Source organism: Paraburkholderia saeva (assembly GCF_907164555.1).
Taxonomy (GTDB): Bacteria; Pseudomonadota; Gammaproteobacteria; order Burkholderiales; family Burkholderiaceae; genus Paraburkholderia; species Paraburkholderia saeva.
The window spans coordinates 590,604-609,832 of sequence record NZ_CAJQZC010000003.1; the positions used below are offsets into that span (position 1 = coordinate 590,604).

Annotated in this window: 20 protein-coding genes; 12 read left to right on the top strand and 8 right to left on the bottom strand. The window is 63.8% G+C overall.

What is annotated here, in order from left to right:
* The first annotated feature begins 16 nt into the window (after positions 1-16).
* Genes ccmC through ccmI form a run of 7 tightly spaced genes read left to right on the top strand, consistent with a single transcriptional unit; the run spans position 17 to position 5,412 of the window.
* Complete coding sequence (ccmC, locus tag LPA36_RS10785) at positions 17-769, top strand: heme ABC transporter permease CcmC (RefSeq protein WP_228876261.1); 753 nt, start codon at positions 17-19, stop codon at positions 767-769.
* Positions 766-966 carry a heme exporter protein CcmD gene (gene ccmD, locus LPA36_RS10790; protein WP_228876264.1) on the top strand — a complete coding sequence of 67 codons (201 nt, stop codon included), beginning with the start codon at positions 766-768 and terminating at the stop codon, positions 964-966. Before ccmC ends, ccmD begins: the two co-directional genes overlap by 4 nt.
* On the top strand, positions 963-1,430 hold the full coding sequence (ccmE, locus tag LPA36_RS10795; protein ID WP_228876266.1) for a cytochrome c maturation protein CcmE: 468 nt from the start codon (positions 963-965) through the stop codon (positions 1,428-1,430). Before ccmD ends, ccmE begins: the two co-directional genes overlap by 4 nt.
* Complete coding sequence (locus LPA36_RS10800) at positions 1,427-3,511, top strand: heme lyase CcmF/NrfE family subunit (RefSeq protein ID WP_228876267.1); 2,085 nt, start codon at positions 1,427-1,429, stop codon at positions 3,509-3,511. The genes ccmE and LPA36_RS10800 overlap by 4 nt, the downstream gene beginning before the upstream one ends.
* Positions 3,508-4,047: a DsbE family thiol:disulfide interchange protein gene (locus tag LPA36_RS10805; RefSeq protein WP_228876268.1), complete on the top strand. Its 540-nt coding sequence runs from the start codon at positions 3,508-3,510 to the stop codon at positions 4,045-4,047. The genes LPA36_RS10800 and LPA36_RS10805 overlap by 4 nt, the downstream gene beginning before the upstream one ends.
* Entirely contained in the window at positions 4,040-4,540 is a 501-nt protein-coding gene (locus LPA36_RS10810; protein WP_228876269.1) for a cytochrome c-type biogenesis protein, read from the top strand. The genes LPA36_RS10805 and LPA36_RS10810 overlap by 8 nt, the downstream gene beginning before the upstream one ends.
* Positions 4,537-5,412 (top strand): c-type cytochrome biogenesis protein CcmI, encoded by an 876-nt coding sequence (ccmI, locus tag LPA36_RS10815; protein ID WP_228876270.1) that lies wholly within the window; start codon positions 4,537-4,539, stop codon positions 5,410-5,412. The genes LPA36_RS10810 and ccmI overlap by 4 nt, the downstream gene beginning before the upstream one ends.
* A gap of 42 nt (positions 5,413-5,454) precedes the next feature.
* On the opposite strand, the gene LPA36_RS10820 is transcribed toward ccmI, so the two are convergent.
* The 6 genes from LPA36_RS10820 to LPA36_RS10845 all read right to left on the bottom strand — a co-directional run bounded on the left by LPA36_RS10820 (position 5,455) and on the right by LPA36_RS10845 (position 10,739).
* On the bottom strand, positions 5,455-5,724 hold the full coding sequence (locus LPA36_RS10820; protein ID WP_228876271.1) for a hypothetical protein: 270 nt from the start codon (positions 5,722-5,724) through the stop codon (positions 5,455-5,457).
* A gap of 274 nt (positions 5,725-5,998) precedes the next feature.
* Complete coding sequence (locus LPA36_RS10825; protein ID WP_228876544.1) at positions 5,999-7,045, bottom strand: lipase family protein; 1,047 nt, start codon at positions 7,043-7,045, stop codon at positions 5,999-6,001.
* A 73-nt stretch (positions 7,046-7,118) separates the two neighbouring features.
* A complete protein-coding gene (locus LPA36_RS10830; RefSeq protein WP_228876273.1) occupies positions 7,119-8,372 on the bottom strand; it encodes an LssY C-terminal domain-containing protein in 1,254 nt (417 codons plus the stop codon).
* Entirely contained in the window at positions 8,369-9,658 is a 1,290-nt protein-coding gene (locus LPA36_RS10835) for an LssY C-terminal domain-containing protein (RefSeq protein ID WP_228876275.1), read from the bottom strand. Before LPA36_RS10835 ends, LPA36_RS10830 begins: the two co-directional genes overlap by 4 nt.
* Positions 9,659-9,788: 130 nt before the next feature.
* Complete coding sequence (locus LPA36_RS10840; RefSeq protein WP_228876276.1) at positions 9,789-10,349, bottom strand: lipid-binding SYLF domain-containing protein; 561 nt, start codon at positions 10,347-10,349, stop codon at positions 9,789-9,791.
* Positions 10,350-10,409: 60 nt separating this feature from the next.
* Entirely contained in the window at positions 10,410-10,739 is a 330-nt protein-coding gene (locus tag LPA36_RS10845) for a hypothetical protein (protein ID WP_228876280.1), read from the bottom strand.
* An 849-nt stretch (positions 10,740-11,588) separates the two neighbouring features.
* Between LPA36_RS10845 and LPA36_RS10850 the strand changes: the two genes are divergently transcribed.
* The 5 genes from LPA36_RS10850 (at position 11,589) to LPA36_RS10870 (ending at position 16,898) form a co-directional block, all read left to right on the top strand.
* Complete coding sequence (locus tag LPA36_RS10850; RefSeq protein ID WP_228876281.1) at positions 11,589-12,692, top strand: AI-2E family transporter; 1,104 nt, start codon at positions 11,589-11,591, stop codon at positions 12,690-12,692.
* Positions 12,693-12,711: 19 nt separating this feature from the next.
* Positions 12,712-14,268, top strand: a complete 1,557-nt coding sequence (locus LPA36_RS10855) for a TolC family protein (RefSeq protein WP_267478565.1) — start codon at positions 12,712-12,714, stop codon at positions 14,266-14,268.
* On the top strand, positions 14,261-15,388 hold the full coding sequence (locus LPA36_RS10860) for an HlyD family secretion protein (protein WP_228876282.1): 1,128 nt from the start codon (positions 14,261-14,263) through the stop codon (positions 15,386-15,388). The genes LPA36_RS10855 and LPA36_RS10860 overlap by 8 nt, the downstream gene beginning before the upstream one ends.
* Before the next feature lie 7 nt (positions 15,389-15,395).
* Positions 15,396-16,430 (top strand): DUF2955 domain-containing protein, encoded by a 1,035-nt coding sequence (locus tag LPA36_RS10865; RefSeq protein ID WP_228876283.1) that lies wholly within the window; start codon positions 15,396-15,398, stop codon positions 16,428-16,430.
* A 78-nt stretch (positions 16,431-16,508) separates the two neighbouring features.
* Entirely contained in the window at positions 16,509-16,898 is a 390-nt protein-coding gene (locus tag LPA36_RS10870; protein ID WP_228876284.1) for a potassium channel family protein, read from the top strand.
* Positions 16,899-17,004: 106 nt separating this feature from the next.
* Here LPA36_RS10870 and LPA36_RS10875 read toward each other — a convergent pair whose 3' ends face one another.
* Both LPA36_RS10875 and LPA36_RS10880 read right to left on the bottom strand, forming a co-directional pair.
* Positions 17,005-17,346: a zinc ribbon domain-containing protein YjdM gene (locus tag LPA36_RS10875; protein WP_228876285.1), complete on the bottom strand. Its 342-nt coding sequence runs from the start codon at positions 17,344-17,346 to the stop codon at positions 17,005-17,007.
* A gap of 103 nt (positions 17,347-17,449) precedes the next feature.
* Positions 17,450-19,225 carry a SulP family inorganic anion transporter gene (locus tag LPA36_RS10880; RefSeq protein ID WP_228876286.1) on the bottom strand — a complete coding sequence of 592 codons (1,776 nt, stop codon included), beginning with the start codon at positions 19,223-19,225 and terminating at the stop codon, positions 17,450-17,452.
* Positions 19,226-19,229 lie beyond the last annotated feature (4 nt).

The window sequence follows — 19,229 nt, forward strand, 5'->3', positions numbered from 1 at the left end:
GAATGGAGGGAGACACATGAGCAGGCACGGCACACGCGTCAACTGGTTTCGCTATGCGTCGCCGAAAACGTTCCATGCGCTGGCGGGCCGGCTGATCGCGGGTTTCGCATTGTCGGCGATGGTGCTGGCCGCGTCCGGCCTTTACATCGGCCTCGTGGTCGCGCCCGTCGATGCCGTACAGGGCGACGTCTACCGCATCGTGTTCGTTCACGTGCCGGCGGCGTGGATGTCGATGCTGATCTACGTCGTCATGGCAGGCTACGCTGCGCTGGGGCTCATCTTCAACGCCCGGCTCTCCGCGATGATGGCGCGCGCGCTCGCGCCCACCGGTGCGCTTTTCACGTTCATCGCGCTCTGGACCGGCGCGCTCTGGGGCCGGCCGACGTGGGGCGCATGGTGGGTCTGGGATGCGCGGCTCACGTCGGAACTGATTCTGCTCTTTCTATATCTCGGCTTCATCACGCTCAATGCCGCCATCGACGAGCCGCTGCGCGCCGATCGCGCTTCTGCGGTGCTGGCGCTCGTGGGCGTCGTGAACATTCCGGTCATCTATTTTTCCGTGCAGTGGTGGTACACGCTGCATCAAGGTGCGTCGCTCAGCTTTGGGAGCGGCGTCTCCATGGCGCCGTCGATGGTGTGGGGAATCGTCGTGATGACGCTGGCCTTCTGGTGCTACTCGATAGCGATCGTCCTTGCACGTGTGCGCGTGATCATTCGGGCACGCGCGGGCGGACCCGTGTCGAACTCTGCGGGAGGTTTTGCACAATGAACGGATCGGCGGGCCTCGCTCATGCGCCCTTCGTGTGGGCCGCGTTTGGCATCACATTCGTTTTGCTCGCATTCGAAGTGGTGCTCGTGTGGCTCGCGAGCCGGAGGGCGGCGCGTGAGCCCGGGCGTCCGCACGCACAGGAACCCGCGTCGTTGCGCCTGGTATCGCGCACCACGCTGGCGGACCGCGATTCATGAAGCCGCGCGCGCGCCGCCTTCTATGGGTCGCGGGCGGACTGGCCGCGCTCGGTGCGGTGTCGGCGCTGACACTCAATGCGTTCCGCTCGAACGTCATGTTCTTCGTGACCCCGACGCAGGTGATCGAAGGCCGGGTTGCGAGCGGCACGCGGCTGCGTGTCGGCGGACTGGTCGAGAAGGGTTCGCTCACGCGCGACGCGCAAGGTCTGAACGTGCGCTTTCTCGTCACCGATACGGCCCGCGATATCCCCGTCACCTACCATGGCGTGCTGCCCGATCTCTTTCGCGAGGGCAAGGGCGTCGTGGCGCAAGGCACGCTGATGCCGGATGGAACCTTCGTGGCAGACCAGGTGCTCGCCAAACACGATGAGAACTACATGCCGCCCGAAGCCGCCGATGCGGTCAACAAGGCGCGCGCGACCCTGCGCGTTGCGGACCGTCCATCGAAGGAGACGGGGCGATGATTCCCGAGGTCGGCCAGTTTGCGCTGATCGTCGCGTTTCTCCTCGCAGCGGTGAACGGCGTGCTGCCGATCGTCGGCGCGGCGCGCGGCATCGACGGGTGGATGCGCGTCGCGTGGCCCGTGGCGCGCGCGCAGTTCGTGCTGGTCGCAATCGCGTTCGGCTGCCTTGCGGCGTCGTTCATCAACAACGATTTCTCGGTCGTCTACGTCGCGAGCAACTCGAACTCCATGCTGCCGCTGATCTACCGGTTCACCGCGGTCTGGGGCGGGCATGAAGGGTCGCTGCTTCTCTGGACCTTGCTCCTGACGCTCTGGATGGTCGCTGTTTCGATCTTCAGCAGGCAGTTGCCGATGGCGATGGTCGCACGCGTGCTGGGCGTGATGAGCTGGATCGCCGCGGGCTTCCTGCTCTTCATGCTGTTCACGTCGAATCCGTTCCTGCGGCTCCTCCCGCCCGCGATGGACGGACGCGACCTGAACGCGCTGCTGCAGGACCCCGGCATGGTGTCGCATCCGCCGATCCTCTACATGGGCTACGTCGGCTTTGCCGTCGCGTTTGCGTTTGCCATCGCGGCGCTGCTCTCGGGCGAGCTGAATGCAGCGTGGGCGCGCTGGTCGCGTCCGTGGACGACGGCCGCGTGGATCTTTCTCACGCTCGGCATCATGCTCGGCAGCGGCTGGGCGTATTACGAGCTCGGCTGGGGCGGCTGGTGGTTCTGGGATCCGGTGGAAAACGCATCGTTCATGCCGTGGCTCGCCGGCACGGCACTGATCCATTCGCTCGCCGTCACGGAAAAGCGCGGGTGCTTCCGCAGCTGGACCGTGCTGCTCGCGATCTGCACGTTTTCGCTGAGTCTGCTGGGCACTTTTCTTGTGCGCTCGGGTGTGATCACATCGGTTCATTCGTTCGCCTCCGATCCCGCACGGGGCATCTTCATTCTCGTGTTTCTTTCGATCGTGACGGGTGGCGCGCTGCTGCTGTTCGCCTGGCGCGCGCCGAAGGTCGGGCTCGGTGCGGGCTTCGAGGCGGTGTCGCGCGAGACGCTCCTGCTGTCGAACAACGTCCTGCTCATGGTGGCCGCGGCTTCGGTGCTGATCGGCACGCTCTATCCGCTCTGTCTCGACGTGCTGGGGCTCGGCAAGATATCGGTGGGTGCGCCGTATTTCGACACCGTCTTCGTGCCGCTGATGACGCCGGCCGTTTTCCTGATGGGCATCGGACCGATCGCGCGATGGAAGGCGGCGCGCCTGCCCGACCTGGCGGTGCGGCTACGCTGGGCCGCAGCGGCGAGCGTCGTGACGGCGCTCGGTTTGCCCTGGCTCGTCGGCGGATTCAGACCGCTCGTCGGTCTCGGTGTTCTGCTTGCCGCCTGGAGCGTCAGTGCCTCTGCCGTTGCGTTGTGGGAGCGCATCGGAAAGCAGCCGGGCCCGTTCATGGCGCGCTTTGCGCGCTTGCCGCGTGCGTTTTACGGCATGCTGATCGCGCATGTCGGAATCGGCGTGTTCATCACGGGTGTCACGTTTGTAAAGGGATACGAGACCGAACGCGACGTGCGCCTGGAACCTGGGCAGTCGGTGACCGAGGGCGGTTATACGTTTCGTTTCGACGGCACCCGCGAACTCGACGGCCCCAACTATCACGCGGCGCGCGCGAGTATCGCGGTAAGCCGCGGCGAGCATCCGGTCGCCATGATGTATCCGGAGAAGCGGTTTTTCATCGTGCAGCAGACGCCGATGACTGAAGCCGCGATCGATCGCGGCGTATTTCGCGATCTGTACGTTGCGCTTGGCGAGCAGGTAGGTGAGCGCGGGAGTGCCGCTCCGAACCGCGACGCGTGGACGATGCGCATTCACATCAAACCGTTCGTGAGCTGGATCTGGGCGGGCTGTCTGTTGATGGCGCTGGGCGGGGCGCTCGCCGCGAGCGATCGCCGTTACCGGCTCGCACCGCGCACGCGTCGCACGGCGGACCCCTCGCGTGATGCGGAGCGCGATGCGGCTCATGATACGGATCGCTTCGCGCCCGGCATCGCGGTGCGTGAGACCGTCGTGGCGCCACAGGCGGGCGAGGTGGAGCGATGAAACGCTTTCTCGCGCCACTGATCATGTTCGCCGTGCTGAGCGTTTTTCTCGCGGCGGCCCTGTCGCACGACCCGCGCCGGCTGCCTTCGGCGTTGGTCGGCAAGCCTGCTCCAGCATTCGACCTGCCACAACTGCAAACGGCGGATGCGCATCTTTCACCGGCGGCGTTGCGCGGACAGGTGTGGATCCTCAATGTGTGGGCATCCTGGTGCGAGTCATGCCGCGATGAGCATGCGCTGCTTGTCGAGTTCGCGCGCCGCAAGGTCGCGCCGGTCTACGGCCTCAATTACAAGGACGAGCGTGCGGCCGCGCTGGCGTGGATCTCGCAGGCGGGCAATCCCTATGTTGCATCGATCGTCGACAGGACAGGGCAGGTGGGCATCGACTACGGCGTGTACGGCGTGCCCGAGACCTTCGTGATCGACAGGCACGGCGTGATCCGCTACCGGCATGCGGGGCCGCTCAGTGAGGCGTCGCTCGATTCGACGATCGTGCCGCTCGTGCGGCAACTGCAACGCGAGCCTGCCGATGACTAGGATCGTCTACTCACGCGGATGGCTCGTTGTGGCGATGCTGTGCGTTGCCCTGACGGGCCGGGCTGCACCTGCGGCTCCAGCTCCAGTCGATGCAGGCGCCGGCGCGCATGACAACGCCGCGCGTATTCGCGAGCTGGAAGAAGGCTTTCGCTGCGTCGTGTGCCAGAACCAGACGCTGGCCGATTCCAACGCCGAGCTTGCCGGCGACCTGCGCGGCAAGATCGTCGAGCAGGTTGAACGCGGTGCGACCGATTCGCAGGTGCGCGACTACATGGTCCAGCGATACGGCGACTTTGTGTTGTACAAGCCGCCGGTCAAGCCGCTGACCTGGCTTCTCTGGTTCGGGCCGTTCGCGCTCCTCGGGCTTGGCGCTTTCGTCCTTGTGCGCATCGTCGCACGCCGCCGGGCCATGCGCGCCCGCCCACTTACCGGCGATGAGCGTCGCCGTGTCGATGCGCTGCTCTCCCATGCTTCGGAGGACATCGCGCCATGACCGGATTCTGGCTGACTGCCGGCTCGATGCTTGCGTTCGCCGTGCTGTGCGTGGCCTGGCCTCTGACGCGCCGCGCCGGTACGCGAGGCGCACGGGACAGCCGCGCGCTCCTCGTCACGCTGTATCACGACGAACTGGCCCACGTCGATGCCGAGTTCCGCGCGGGTGCGCTTTCGAAGGCGCTGCATGAGTCGACGCGAAACGAGATCGAAGCGCGGTTGCTCGACGACGTGGCATCCGCCGAATCCGCCAGAGCGCCGCAGACCTCCGCAGTGCGCGGTGTTGCGACGCGCGCTGGCACAGCCGCGCTCATCGTCGCGCTCATGCCTGCCGCCGCGTTTGCGATGTATCTGCATCTCGGTGAACCAGCCGCGCTGACGCTCGATCGCGCGTACGCCGGGCAGCACGAGATCGATTCGGGGCCGCTGGAACTGATGGTGTCGCGTCTCGCGATGCGCCTGCGAGCGCAGCCCGCCGACGCCGATGGCTGGGCCATGCTCGCCCGCTCGTATTTCGCACTCGATCGCGCGGAGGACGCCTCGGCGGCATACGCGAAAGCGGTTGCGCTCGCTCCCGGTGACGCCCAGTTACGAGCCGACTACGCCGATGCCATTGCAAGCGCGCGCAACGGCAGTCTTGACGGCGAAGCGTCGGCGCAGATCCAGGCAGCCCTTGCCATCGATCCGGCCAATCCGAAGGCGCTCGCGCTGGCCGGATCGGCTGCGCAGGATCGCCACGATTACGCAGCCGCGCTCGAATACGGGAAAAGGCTCGAAGCGGCACTCGCGCCGGATTCGCCGGCGGCGGCACAGGCGCGCAGGAATATCGCGGAGATGCAGGCGCTGATCGCGCATCAGGCGCAAGGGAAGTGACGCGACCGCGCCCCTCCGCCGTGCGACGCGGCCGCGCCTCGATCAGTACTTGATGTCCCGTTTTTCCTGGCGGCCACCCTGTTTCGTGTCGCGTTTGTCCTGCCGGCACTGGGAATTGCTCTTCTCGTTTGCGGCCCGGCAATCGACCTTGTTCGAGCGCGCTTCGTGTTTGGCATTCTGGTTTGCATTCCTGCCTTCCTGGCGCTGTTGCGACTGGTTGGTCGCGAGGGCTGCGCCGGATAGCGCAAGGAGTGCGGCGGCCGTGAGCATGACGCCCGTGCGCCGCCAGAGTCCGTTTCCTGATTCGATCATTTTCACGCTCCTCTGTGTCGGGTTAAATCGAAGCCCGGCTGTTGCGCCAGGCGGTTTTCGTATGCTCGTCGAGGGTCAGCCCGAGGAAACCATGCCGATAAAAGCGAGCATTCCTTACAGGTTATTCATAATGGCACGAACAGGTGCCGGCGAGAACGAATTCTCATGCTGAGGTCATCGTTCGGACGGTGCCCTGAAGGGACTGTAGCGGGAACTGCTGCGGGTCCTTTCAGCCGGCAGCTGCCGAGGTTCTTTCTCAAACGCATTCCTTGCATCACTTTGCGGGCAACGCCAGATCTTCTTCCACAAAGCGCAGCAGCGCTTCCGTCAGCGCCTCGCGCGGGTAATCGTTTTGCGTGACGAACAGCGAGCCGATCGTCGCATGGCTTCGGGCGATGGGCACCGCAAGGGCCCAGTGGTCCGCATTGACGTAGGCGACGAGCGTGCTGCCGGGCACGACCTGATCATAGAAAATCACCTGGCTGTCGTTGCGCGGATCGACACGCGCGAGTTTGTCGTAGCTCGACTGGAGTATCGACGAAATGCGCTCCGGCTTCGGGAACGTCACGAGCGAGTAATAGCGCAGTCCGGGCGGAAGCGGGTTCTGCGCCAGCCAGGTCTTGCGTACTGCCGGCCGCAGGCTTTGCACGGCGCCTCCGTCTCCCGAGGTGCAGGTCGCGCCCGGAAAGTGCTTGAGCAGGTCTGCCTGATATTGTTCGGCGTCGTTGGCGAGCGGCGAGCCGCCGACCGCTCCCGCTACGCTGACGACCGCCGCCACGCGGCTACGGATCTCCGGATATTCGACGACCGCCTCGAGGATATCCGGCGCACCTTTGGAATAACCGACCAGCACGAGTCGCGGCTCGCCCGCAGGCAATTGCATCGCCATGATGGCGTCGCGAATCTGGCGGGCATTGTGCGCGGAACCCGATAACCCGTCGACGTCGAGCATGATCGCGTCGTATCCATATTGCCGAAGATGCTGCGCGACGGTGCCAGGCGGTTTCAGCCAGGCCTTGAAGCAGTCGTATCCGATGCCTGACACGACGGCTGCAACGAGGTGCCGCCCCGACTGACCGAGATCGACGGGCATGGCGCTGCCAGCGGGCTCCGTGCCGACGCGTGTCAACGCGTCTTCGCAGGGACGGTAGTCGGGAAGCGTCGTGCCGCGCGCTTCCAGCACCGCGCAATAGATCTCGCGGAACCGCGCCCGTTTGTCCAGAACGCCCGCCTGAAATGCCGGAACGAGCGTGAGCGGGGGCGTGTCGGTCGAGTAGGGAACGAGCGGTTTCGAGGCACATGCCGCAAGGGCGAGACACATCGCGACGAGAACGCTCACGAAGCCGCGATCGCACCACGTGCGCCAATGAAGAATCGTTTGAGGCGCAACAGGGTTATTTGCCGGCATCGGCGTTCCCCTCACGTGCGGCGGACTCGCGCTCTTCCAGGTACGGCACCCACTTGAGAATTTCAACGTTCGAGAAGCTTAAGGGTCGGGTTGCGAAGAACATTACGGCGCGTAACCCGTCAGTGAAATAGTGCGCACCGTTAAGCGTGGTTCGCGCATGCGCCTGTGGTACCGGACCGACGCCGTTCACAAATCCGAGCTTCTCCAGGCCACCCGAATACATCATGTCCTGAACCAGAAAATTTCTTGCCTCATCGACGTCGTCGTGCAGCACGTCGTCCGCCCCACCCTTGTGCGCAAAGCGGCCGCCGACCGGCCGTCCAACCTGGACCACGTACACACTTTCAGCATTGAAGCGGATGGGCGCGAGCCACGCGCGTATCGAGGTTGCGGGCGCGCCCGCCTGCGCCTGCTTGCGTAGAACGACGTCCGGTTTCCGTCCAAAGAGCCTTTGTGCAAGATCAGCCTCGTGCAGGTTGCGGTGATAGCTACGTCGCACCATCGCCGCCCCGATGTCTCCGATATTGCCGATGGCAATAACATTGAGCGGATCCGCGCCAGTCGTTGCCTGCGGATCGATGGCGCAACACGGCAACCGTTCAAGTGCGGCCCGCAGCGAAGCAAGGTCATGGTAATCGGTGATCTCCTGGTCGGGATACTTGAACAGGGTCAGTGCGAGGCGCGTATCCGGCAGGTCGTCCGGCACGGGCACAAAGAGCGTGAACGGAATGAGCGTTCTGCTGCCGAACAGATCGATATTCACGAGCTTGGGATCCCGATCCGGGTTGGTGAGCAGAATGCCCGAGCGCGTCTCGCCCGGTGGAATCGGATTCTTGAACGCCAGCGCGTTAAAGTGATCGTCGATGCGGGCATTTGTCGTTGTCCCGAGATGCGAGTGCAGCGACCATGCGACTTCGAGTGACGAAAAGTAATCCGGATCGGTGCCTGACTGCAGCAGCCATAAAGATTGCGACGTCCTGTTCTGAACTTCGATCCATAGCGGCTGTACGTTGTTTCGGTTGATGTCGGCGCCGAACATGCGCCTGCTGTCTTCAGATCCCAGCACGGCCGCGCTCACGCGCACATCCTGCCGGGTAGCCGAGACTGCACGTTCGCGTAGCGGCGCATCGTCGATGCTGGTTGGCGCGGACCACGTCGAGCAGCCGGCGAGCGCGAGCGGGAAGACAACACTGAGCAAAGCGTTTCTCCATGCACGCTGTAACGATGACAGCCCGCTCATTGCTTCTCTCCCAGCGGCACGCTATCGCGCCCGGAACCCGACTCCGAAGGGAAGAATTCGATCTCTGACAGGGAGGTTGGGTGGCGGTCGAATACCAGTATCTGGCGGTATCCATCGGTGTAGTAGGGATCGGTCGTCAGGTTTTCGTGCGGCGCGCTTTGCGGGGCCGCCCCTGCTCCCTTGACGAGCCCGATCTTTGCCAGGTTCTGCGAATAGGCCATGTCCTCCGCGAGCGCTGTGCGTGCCTCGTCTACGTCGGGATCGATCTTGTGCGTTGTAAACGTCGGCGAGTGAAACGTGAAACGCACGCCAATATCGCGGCTGATCTGACCTACCCACACGGGCTTGCCGTGATACCGCATGGGGCTGAGCCAAAGCCGCAAATGATTGCGCTGGTGAATCGTGTCACGCGCTTTTTGCAACGCGAGGTCCTGCGGCCGGCCAAACAGATAGAGGTCGCTCACCGGTGCATTGACATAGCGCTCGCCGGAAAGCGCTGACGTAACCGTCTTCATGATTGCGCCCGACCATCTCTGTTCTGTCGGGCTCCACCCGCGACGCACCAGTGCGGGAAAAGCATCGTCGAGGCCACCCACGACAACGAGATTGAGCGGATCGCCGTTCTTCGAACCGTCCTTGTTCGTTGCACAACATTGAAGCGCTTCGAGTGCGGCAAGAAACGCGCGGTCGTCCGTGTAGTCGATCATTTTCTCTGGCGGATAAATGTCGCGCCAGAATATTTCGCTTGCGTGATAGTCGGCATGGAAGCCGGGGACAGACATGAGGATCGAGAACGTGCGTGCCTGTCCGTTCGTAATCAGGTCGATCTGCACGAGCTTCGCGCCCTCGCTAAGGTTCGTCAGCACGAACCCCGACACGGTCTGGCCGGATACGACGGGATTGTGGAACGCAAGCCGGCGGAAGCGCCGGTCGAGTTCGTCCTTGCCACCCGGCGAAGCGTCCTGGGAAAAGGCCTCGGCCGCTTCTGACGCAGGAAAGAAATTGGGATCGAGGCCCGGCGACATCAGGAAATAGCTGTGCGTGTCGTCGACATGAACTTCAATCCAGACAGGCTGGATCATCTTCTTCGCGAGCGGCACGCCGTACACTTGCTCGCTTTCTTCGGCCGAAAGCACGGATGCCGACACCTGTACCCCGTCGCTAGAGCGTGTCTCTGCGCGGCTTCTGTAAGGGAGTCCGCCCGTGGAAAACGTCGTTGCGGCGCAACCGGACAGGACGCAGGTAACGACAAGCCCCGCGAGCAGTCGATACACGATGCAGTTCATCGCGTAACCTCGTGGTACGTCCGGCAGGTTCGCCCAGGTCAGCACATGCGTGCGGCCCCCGGGGTGAATCTCACCGTCGAGGTTGCCGTCCGCAGATCGAACACACCGGTTTGGCGCGGTGCGCTCGCGCTCAATTCAGGTCGTCATCCTTGTAGTACTTCGTTCCTTTAGCCGTGATTTCGAGTGCAAGGCCTTTGTCGGTAATCTGATAGAGCCAGACACCGGGCCCCACGGCTGCCGCGCCCTGGTACGCACTGCCTGTGTCGCCGGATTTCGCCGCGGCAGTCGCCTGCCCGCCTAGCGTCCAACCCGACGAGATGAAATCGTTAAGCGCGCCGGCGTTGTCGAACACCCAGACCAGCTGGAACTTCTTGACGCCCATGCCGAGACCGGCCTGGATCTCGGCCATCTTCATATAGGTCAAGGCCTTTGTCTTGTTGTTGACCGCGAAGCCCTTGCCCGAGCCTCCGCCTGCAAGGAGGATCTTCATGCCGAAGTTGCTGAACGCCGCGTAACCCGCGGCTGACTCCACGGCCTTGCGCGCCGCTGGCTGTGCCTTGTAGAGCGCAGCCAGTGCACTTTGTCCCGCCTTGCGTACTTCAGCCTGCTTCTCTTCCTTGCTCGCGCCGAGCGCAATGCCGGGCACGGCCAGCGAGCAGGCCGCCGTCACGAGCAGCATGCGACGATTCATGATGGCCCCCTGATGAGCTGGAGTGCTGCGTTGAAACTGGAATAACGCTGCGACTCAGCCTTACAGGCACTGGCTGATGGAACTGGACGCATTGCTGTCAGCACCGCGGAAACCCACCGATGACCCGGTTCCGGTTGGCGACGGACGGACGATGGCAGCCGAGCCGCCCGGTGCCGGCGTGCCGGGAACAAAGACGTCGAATGCGGTTTCGTTGGCGTAGATGTACTGCGAATAGACCGTCTGCCCGGAACTGTTCGCCCACTTCACTGCGATGCATTGAGCGACCGTCTTGGGAGAATTCTGGCTTTGGCCGACGGGGTGAACGTCTGACGGTGGCTGGCTGGCACAAGCGGAGAGTGCAGCGACCAGTGCGATCAAGGGATATTTCATGTTAGTGGCTCCAAATCAAATGCCGCAAAGCACGGATAACTCCATGGAAGGCAAAGCGCCAGCTGACCCCGCGACAGCGACGATCTGACAGGTGACTCGAGCACAGGCCCGTTCGTCGTTGACAGTCCAGACCGTTCCTCCTGGATCGAAAGAGTCTGATCTGTCTTCACACACGAAAAATTTCTGACCGCTCAATGCACCAACTTGCGCAATTGGGCGGTCCGCAGTCATCCAGGGCCATCCGGCACACGCGGTCTTGATACCGTGCACCGACTTCGACCGGACCTCGGGTGCGACTGGCTGTCGCGCTGGCCGCAAGGTCGCGCAATCACATCACAGGCACGCCGCACACCCAGGCTGCGAGTACATAGTGTCACGCGGGCACCCTGATTCAATCGGACTTTGGTCCTACACGCCAGGCAGGCAAGGGCCGTTGAAAGCGTCAGAGTTCGCAATTATGCAAAGGATTCAAACTTCGTCATGCAGATCGTCACGTCAGCCATGGCGGCTTTTCACGTTTGTTTAACTCGCTTACGACCTTCGCATCATCGTCGATACCACCTATAACTACCTGTGTAGCCCGGCGCACTTCCGTATTCACATACGATGGTTGCGCCATGTCGCTTTAAGTTGTCCTTGCTTCCACGCTGGTCTAGACTTTTGTCGTGGGAACGCACTGCCCTGCCACGTTTGACTTTCCGGAAAGAACATCGCATGAATTGACGTTGCTCCATGCGGGCTTCGTCGGCGAACACGGACCTGTCACATCGTGATGGCCAAAAAACGTTTGACGGGCAGGCTTGATACGCAGCGCCGACAGGTCGTGCCAACCCGCGAGGAGAACAATCGATGTTGCCGACACTCACTTCCGAAAAGACGCTGTCGCGCGGGTTGCTCGATGTATTGATCCGCGCGGGGCTGATTACGATTCTGGCGATTTCCTGTTTTCAGATCTTCTACCCGTTCCTCAACCTGATGGTCTGGTCGCTGATACTCGCGATCACGCTCTACCCGGTGCACGTCAAACTTCGCAACGGGATGCTCAGGAAGGACAGCTATGCCGCGACGTTCATCGTTGTCGTTGCGCTCATCATCATTCTTGTGCCGACCTGGCTGTTGGGCAACGCGGTTGCCGACTCGCTGGATCGTGCAATGGAAATGGCGAAGAGCGGCACGTTCCAGATTCCGCCGCCGGCTGAGTCTGTGGCAGCCTGGCCACTGGTGGGCAAGAAGCTCTACGATTTCTGGCTGCAGGCCGCCACCGACCTGACGCCTCTCGTGCTGAAGTTCACCCCTCAGTTGAAGGGGGTCGGTGTCGCGCTGCTGGGGGTGGTCACGAACCTCGGCGCGGGGCTCCTGATCTTTTTTGTCGCCCTGATCGTCGCCGGCATCTTCATGGCTTTCGGCGAACTGGGCAGCCGCAGCGCAGTGCAGATCGCGTCGCGCATCTCAGGCCCGGATAACGGCCCGAAGATCGCCGAACTGTGCACCGCCACCATTCGCGCGGTCGCGCAGGGCGTGGTTGGCATTGCGTTCATCCAGATGCTGCTGGTGGGCGTCGGCTTTGTCGTGATGGGCATTCCGGCCGCCGGCCTGCTGGCGCTCGCCGTATTGCTGCTCGGGATCGCGCAATTGCCCGCCACGCTGATCACGGTGCCGGTGATCGCTTTCGTCATTGCCACCCAGGGTGCCAATGTGGGGACGATCATCTTCGCGGTCTACGTCTTTGTTGCCGGACTGGCCGATAACGTCCTCAAGCCCCTGCTGCTGGGGCGTGGCGTCGATGTGCCGATGCCGGTGGTGCTGATCGGCGCACTGGGCGGCATGGTCACCGGCGGCGTCATTGGCCTCTTTATCGGTCCGGTGTTGCTGGCAGTCGGGTATCAACTCTTCTGGCGATGGGTAGAGGACCAGCCGAACGCGGGTGTGCCACCGGAACAGATTGAGCCCTGATGTTCGGAGAGGGCGTACCGTGCCGCGCCTCGTCCGCGCCGAGCGCCTGCTGCTGATCGGCACGGTGTGTGTCGGTGGCTGCATGCAGGTGGGGCCCGACTTTCATCCGCAGCGCGAGGCGTGGACCGAACACTGGAGCAGCCCGGCCATCGAGCAGGTCACACAGCAGGCGCTCCAGCCTGACGCCCGCCAGTGGTGGCAGGTATTCGCGGACCCGAATCTCGAGCGTCTCATCGCCGAGGCCGACGCGCACAACGGCGACCTGAAGATCGCGGGCCTACGTGTGATGGAGGCCCGCGCGCAACTCGGAATTGCCTTGAGCGGGCGCTATCCGCAGGTGCAGCAGATCACCGGGGATGTCCTGTACGGCGACGAAAAGCACTCCGGCGGAAGTCATCCCCATTCCGGCGGCTTCCTGCAATACAGCGCGGGCTTCAGCGTTGGCTGGGAACTCGATTTCTGGGGGCGTTTCAGCCGCGCGATCGAATCGGCCGATGCCGCGTATTTTGCCGCCCGGGCGAACCACGACGATGTGCTGGTGCTGCTGCATGCGCAGGTGGCCACGACCTACTACGCCCTGCGCACGGCCGAGGCGCGCCTGCGCATTGCCCGCGACAACGCCCGGCTGCAAAAGCGCAGCTTCGAGATCACGCAGCGTCTCTTCAAGAGCGGCGAAAGCGATGAACTGGACCTGCAACAGGCGAAAACGCAGTATCTGGGCACGCTGGCCACCATCCCCGACTTCGAGAACCAGATCATGCTTGCCCGCCATGCGCTGTCCAGCCTGATCGGCCGTCCGCCTGGCCCGCTGCCCGAGCTGGACGAACAGCCCGGCAAGGAAGGCACGATCCCACTCGTTGACCGTGCGGTGCTGCAGGGCGTGCCCGCTGACCTGTTGCTGCGCCGCCCGGACGTTCGCGCGGCCGAGCTGCAGATGGCGGCCCAGTCGGCGTTGATCGGCGTGGCCGAAGCCGATCTCTATCCCTCGGTGACGATCCTGGGCAGCCTGGTATGGACCGCCACGTCGGTGGCGGGCGCGCCCAGCACGCTCGCGCTCGTAGCGGGTCCCAGCGTGACCTGGAACGTGTTCGACCATGGCCGGATCAGGAACAACGTGCGCGTGCAGGACGCACGTCTGCAGCAACTGGTCGTTGCGTACCAGAATACCGTGCGCGAGGCCGCGCGCGAGGCTGACGATGCCGCCACGAGCCTCGTCACGGCACTGACGCGCGAGAGCATCCTGCACGACGCAGAACTCGCGGCGCTGCGCTCGCTCACGCTCGCCAACACGATCTATCGCGAGGGCTACTCGGACTTCCAGCGTGTACTGGATGCGCAGCGCGCGCTCTCGGCGCAGCAGGACGCCTACGTGGTGAACCGTGGCAACGCCGTGTCGAGCCTGATTACCCTGTACGCGGCCGTCGGTGGCGGCTGGCAGACAGGTGAGCCGCTTGTCGACGCGGCCACCCGTCAACAGATGGAACAACGCACCAACTGGGGCGATCTGCTGAACGAGTCGAAGCCGCCGTCTGTGACGACACGTCGCGCGTTGCCGGAGGGAAATCCCGATGAGTGACACGTCGAAACCGCCAGCCGCGACGCCGCCGGAGACACCAGCGCCCCCCGCCGATGCGGCAGGCAAGGGCGTCAGGTGGGTGGTCATTGTGATCGGCGTGAGTCTTCTCTGGTACCTGCTGGCCGACCGCTTCACGCCCTACACCCAGCAGGCGCGGGTGCAGGCGTTCGTTGTCGCGGTGGCTCCCGAAGTGTCGGGACGGGTGATCCGCGTGCTCGTCCATGACAATCAGGAAGTGAAGGCCGGTGACGTCCTGTTCGAGGTGGATTCGCTGCAATACCAGATCGCCCTTGACCGCGCGCGTGCCGACCTCGAGTCGACGCGTCGTCAGATCGGCGCGAGCACGGCGGGCATCGATTCCGCGCAGGCTTCGTTGCGCGCGGCCATCGCGAATGAGGTCAAGGCGCGTCAGGATAGCGACCGTCTCGAAAGGCTGTACCGCGAAGACGAGGGCACCGTCTCGCTGCGCCGCCTCGAAGTGGCGCGCGCCACGCATGAACAGGCCGTGAGTCAGGTCACCGCAGCGCGCGCCGAGGTGGAGCGCGCGCGCGAACAGCAGGGCGGCAGCGACGCGGATAACGCGCAGTTGCGCAGCGCAGCCGCCGCAGTGAAGAAGGCGGAACTGGATCTGGCCAATACGCAGATACATGCGCGCTCGGCCGGGCTGATCACCGATCTGCGCACGGACGTCGGTCAGTTCGCCGCAGCCGGCGGCCCCGTCATGACGTTGATCTCGGTGCGCGACGTATGGGTGAGTGCGGACATGACCGAGAACAACCTGGGGCATATCGTGCCCGGCACGCCGGTCGGCATCGTGCTTGACGCGTTGCCCGGCGAGATATTCGAAGGACGCGTTCGCAGCATCGGCTATGGCGTCAGCGACGGACAGAGCACTTCACCCGGCGGCCTGCCGACCGTCCAGAACAGCCGCGACTGGCTGCGTCCGGCGCAACGTTTCCCGGTGATCGTCGAGTTTGCTCCCGGTGTGGTGTCCGGGCTTCGTGGCATTCGCATCGGCGGCCAGGCGGAAGTCATGGCGTTTCCGGGGCAGGGCAATCCGCTCAACCTGCCAGGCCGTGCGTTCCTGCATCTGATGAGCTGGCTTTCCTTCGTCTACTGATGACGGGATGACGACCGTGTTCAAGGTACGTGAACCTCTCAGGCAACGTCCGCTGCGGCTCGCGAGCGGCACGGCGCTGTGCCTTGCCGCCAGCTTCGGTCTCGACCTGCCGATTCCCGTGGTCGCGCCGGTATTCGCTGTGTTTCTGCTCGCCACGCTCAACCAGCCGCTGTCGTTCAAGGCCGCGCTCGGCCTCGCGCTGGTGGTGATGTTGACGACTGGCTGCGGCCTGCTGTTCATCCCGTTGCTGCGCTACTACGCGTTTCCGGGTGTGCTGCTGATCGGCCTGTGTCTTTTCCTTGCGTTCCGCTATGGATTGCGCGGCGGCAACAATCTGGTCGCGACGTTTCTGGTGGCCGGGCTCACCATGATCTCCGCGGCAGGCACCGCTGATTACCAGCTTGCTGTCACGGTCGTGGGCGCGCTCGTCAAAGGGCTTCTGCTTGCGGTGCTGGTGCTGGCTGTCACGCACTGGCTCTTTCCCGAGCCCGCGCGGGATCGCGCACAGGCAGCGCCACAGGTCATGCCGGATGCCGAGGCCGGCCGGATCGCGTTACGCGCCGCGCTGGTGGTGATGCCGGCATTCGTGCTTGCCATGACCGATCCCGCGAGCTACATGCCGATCATCATGAAGTCCGTCAGTCTTGGCCGGCAAAGCTGCACGACGACGGCGCGCGGCGCGGCACGCGAACTCCTCGGGTCGACGCTCTTTGGCGGACTGCTGGCCATCGTGTTCTGGTTTGCGCTCAGGCTCTTCGTGGATCTGTGGATGTTCTTCCTGTGGATGTTGCTGTTCGGCCTGCTGCTGGCGCGCAGGCTGTATGCCGCCAGGCCGCAGCGGTTTCGTCCCGGCTTCTGGCTGAACAGCCTTGTCACGCTGATCATCCTGCTCGGCCAGTCGGTACAGGACAGCGTGGCCGGCAAGGATGTCTACAGCGCCTTTGCAGTACGTATGGGGCTTTTCATTGCCGTGACGCTCTACGCCTGCCTGATGCTGCAGCTTCTCGACCAGCCAGACCGTGTGCGACAGCCGCCAGCGTAATGCCGTCGATGGTCCGAAGCGGATGTCGGGACCCGATACGTTGCTCAATGCTTCACGTGATTGCGAGAGGTTCCCGTCATGGACAATGCCAGCAAAGTTGTCGACACGCCCCCAAGGGCTCGCGACGTGTTCGCGGAGTTTGCGAAGACGCTCTGGTACCTGCGTGTATTTCTCGCCAGTCTGCTGCTGATATTCGTCGTGCTTTCGGTCGTGATGTTTTACGTCGGCGGGCCTGTCGACGCGGGAAGCCGGGCGCCCGCCTCGTTTGGACAAACGTTGTATTTGTGCGCAATTACGGCGCTCACCATCGGGTACGGCGACGTGCTCCCCACGACCGCACTCGGCCGGATCGACTCGGTCCTGCTCGGCGTGGTGGGGTTGCTGATGACTGGCATTCTCGCAGCCGCGACGGTGCGTGGTGTCCAGGAGGCCTCGCGCCGGGCGGCGGCCCACGACCAGGCCTCGTAGGCAGGCAGCCATACCGGGAGCAGGGATGCGATGAGTCGTGAATGGTCACGATGACAGGCCGTCGGCCAGGAAGCCGGCCTTCGCCATTCATGCACCACGCACCCGTTCACGCCTTCCTGACGAATTCCGATTTCAGGCTCATCGCGCCGAAGCCATCGATCTTGCAATCGATATCGTGATCGCTGTCCACCAGGCGGATATTTTTTACCTTGGTGCCCATCTTGATCACGCCAGCCGAGCCCTTCAGTTTCAGATCCTTGATGACGGTGACGGTGTCTCCATCCTGCAGGACATTTCCCGCCGAATCCCGATAGATCCTGTCGGCCGTATCGCCCGGTGCGGCTGCGTGTGCCGACCATTCATGCGCGCACTCCGGGCAGATATAGACGCCCGCATCTTCGTACGTGAATCCGGAATTGCATTTCGGACAGGTGGGCAATGCGCTCATGTGTAGACCTTTCGTGCCTGAGGAAGGCAATAAAAGTGTGGAAGTATACCGCTCTGCCCTGGCCTGCCAACGCTCGCGCCGATGGCACCAGGTCCGGGCGTCCTTACGTCTTCCCCGCAGATGCGCGGCCTGCATCGTCACGCGGCTCCCCGTCTGCGGGATTGCCCAGATGGTCATCGACAGCGCTGCCGATCGTCGGATGGAATCGCGCATCGCCGAGAAGCCCGGTCAGTTCGAAGCGTCTGAGCTTGTCGCGCACAGGGTCCTTCATTTCCGCGAAGTGCAGCTCAATGCCACGCGCGCCCAGCCTGCGGATCAGCTCGCGCAGCATGTCGGCCGATGTCACGTCCACGCTGGTCACCGGCTCGGCGGCCACGACGACGCTGCGCACGGGTGTCGGCGACGCCGCGACGGCCTGCAACAGGCGCTCCTGAAACAGCTCGGCGTTGGCGAAGAAGAGCGGCGCGTCCCAGCGGAACAGCACGAGACCGGCAATCCGTTCACCGTGCGGATAACGTTCGAGATCGTGATAGCCGCGCAGGTCCGGCACGCGTCCGAGAATCGCGTAATGCGGCCGCCAGCCGTCCCACAGGAACTCGATGATCGCGATCGCCACCGCGAGACCGATGCCGGGGATGGCGCCGAACAGCGCGACGCCCGCAAGGCAGGCGATCGAAAGCCAGAACTCCCATTGCTGGATGCGGAAAATGCGCTTGAGGTCGTTGATCTCGAAGAGGCCGATGGCCGCCGCTATGACCACCGCGGCGAGCGCACTGGTGGGCAGATAACGCAGCAGGTTGGGCGCGACCAGCAAAAGCGCCGCGACCGCGAGGGCGCCCACGACGCCCGTCAACTGCGTCTTCGCACCTGCCGCTTCGGCGACCGGCGTGCGCGACGAACTGCTGCTGATCGGAAAGCCCTGGAAAAAGCCGGCCGCAAGGTTGGCGGCCCCAAGGCCGATCATCTCCTGGTTCGGATCGACGCGGCTATTTGTGCGCGCAGCGAAGGTCCGCGACAGCACGCTGGTATCGGCGAACGCGATGAGCGCGACAGCACCGCCGCCAAGGAGAATCTTCGTCAGATCCGCGCCGCTTGCCCAGGGCAGGGTGAACGCAGGCAGCCCCTGCGGAATCTTGCCGAGCACCTTGACACCATGACTGTCGAGGCCGAAAACGCTGACACACAGCGTCGCCAGCACGACCGCGATGAGAATGCCGGGCAGCTTTTCGAAGCGCTTCAGAAAGAGGATGAGCACGAGGCTTCCTGCGCCTACCGCGAAGCTCGTCCAGTTCGCCTTGCCTGCAACAATGGCCTGCGCGAGGTTGATGAGGTCGCGAAGCGGTCCCGCTTCTTCGATCGGGATGGCGAACAGCTTGGGCAACTGGCTGATCAGCACCGCGAGCGCAATGCCGTTCATGTAGCCATAGCGGATCGGCTTCGACAGCAGTTCAGTGATGAACCCGAGCCGCAGGATGCCCATCACGATGCAGACCACGCCGGAGACGATCGCCATCATGCTGGCCACCGCGATCGCCCGGGACGGGTCGCCGGCCGTGATCTGCACCACCACCGCCAGGATCGGTGCGGCGAGCGCGGAGTCCGGCCCGAGCACGAGTATCCGGCTGGGCCCGAAGAGCGCATAGGCGAGGAGCGGAACGATGGTCGCGTACAGGCCGCAGACGCCAGGCACGCCCGACGCCTCTGCGTAGGCGATGCCGACTGGCGCCAGCATCGTGGTCAACACCAGGCCCGCGGCCAGATCCTTCGGCAACCAGCTTGCCTGATAACCTTTGACGACCTGGATGCCGGGCAACGAGCGAAGCCACCGTCGGGCACGTCCTGATCTGCGCGCCGGATGAGCGGGCGTGTCGGTCCGCATGGTT

Excerpts from the sequence above, each read along its gene's own strand:
- LPA36_RS10880 (WP_228876286.1), bottom strand. The coding sequence starts at position 19,225 with ATGCGGACCGACACGCCCGCTCATCCGGCGCGCAGATCAGGACGTGCC.
- LPA36_RS10810 (WP_228876269.1), top strand. The coding sequence starts at position 4,040 with ATGACTAGGATCGTCTACTCACGCGGATGGCTCGTTGTGGCGATGCTG.
- LPA36_RS10860 (WP_228876282.1), top strand. The coding sequence starts at position 14,261 with ATGAGTGACACGTCGAAACCGCCAGCCGCGACGCCGCCGGAGACACCA.
- LPA36_RS10800 (WP_228876267.1), top strand. The coding sequence starts at position 1,427 with ATGATTCCCGAGGTCGGCCAGTTTGCGCTGATCGTCGCGTTTCTCCTC.
- ccmD (WP_228876264.1), top strand. The coding sequence starts at position 766 with ATGAACGGATCGGCGGGCCTCGCTCATGCGCCCTTCGTGTGGGCCGCG.
- LPA36_RS10840 (WP_228876276.1), bottom strand. The coding sequence starts at position 10,349 with ATGAATCGTCGCATGCTGCTCGTGACGGCGGCCTGCTCGCTGGCCGTG.
- LPA36_RS10820 (WP_228876271.1), bottom strand. The coding sequence starts at position 5,724 with ATGATCGAATCAGGAAACGGACTCTGGCGGCGCACGGGCGTCATGCTC.
- LPA36_RS10850 (WP_228876281.1), top strand. The coding sequence starts at position 11,589 with ATGTTGCCGACACTCACTTCCGAAAAGACGCTGTCGCGCGGGTTGCTC.
- ccmC (WP_228876261.1), top strand. The coding sequence starts at position 17 with ATGAGCAGGCACGGCACACGCGTCAACTGGTTTCGCTATGCGTCGCCG.
- LPA36_RS10865 (WP_228876283.1), top strand. The coding sequence starts at position 15,396 with ATGACGACCGTGTTCAAGGTACGTGAACCTCTCAGGCAACGTCCGCTG.
- ccmE (WP_228876266.1), top strand. The coding sequence starts at position 963 with ATGAAGCCGCGCGCGCGCCGCCTTCTATGGGTCGCGGGCGGACTGGCC.
- LPA36_RS10845 (WP_228876280.1), bottom strand. The coding sequence starts at position 10,739 with ATGAAATATCCCTTGATCGCACTGGTCGCTGCACTCTCCGCTTGTGCC.
- ccmI (WP_228876270.1), top strand. The coding sequence starts at position 4,537 with ATGACCGGATTCTGGCTGACTGCCGGCTCGATGCTTGCGTTCGCCGTG.
- LPA36_RS10835 (WP_228876275.1), bottom strand. The coding sequence starts at position 9,658 with ATGAACTGCATCGTGTATCGACTGCTCGCGGGGCTTGTCGTTACCTGC.
- LPA36_RS10875 (WP_228876285.1), bottom strand. The coding sequence starts at position 17,346 with ATGAGCGCATTGCCCACCTGTCCGAAATGCAATTCCGGATTCACGTAC.
- LPA36_RS10805 (WP_228876268.1), top strand. The coding sequence starts at position 3,508 with ATGAAACGCTTTCTCGCGCCACTGATCATGTTCGCCGTGCTGAGCGTT.
- LPA36_RS10830 (WP_228876273.1), bottom strand. The coding sequence starts at position 8,372 with ATGAGCGGGCTGTCATCGTTACAGCGTGCATGGAGAAACGCTTTGCTC.
- LPA36_RS10870 (WP_228876284.1), top strand. The coding sequence starts at position 16,509 with ATGGACAATGCCAGCAAAGTTGTCGACACGCCCCCAAGGGCTCGCGAC.
- LPA36_RS10825 (WP_228876544.1), bottom strand. The coding sequence starts at position 7,045 with ATGTGTCTCGCCCTTGCGGCATGTGCCTCGAAACCGCTCGTTCCCTAC.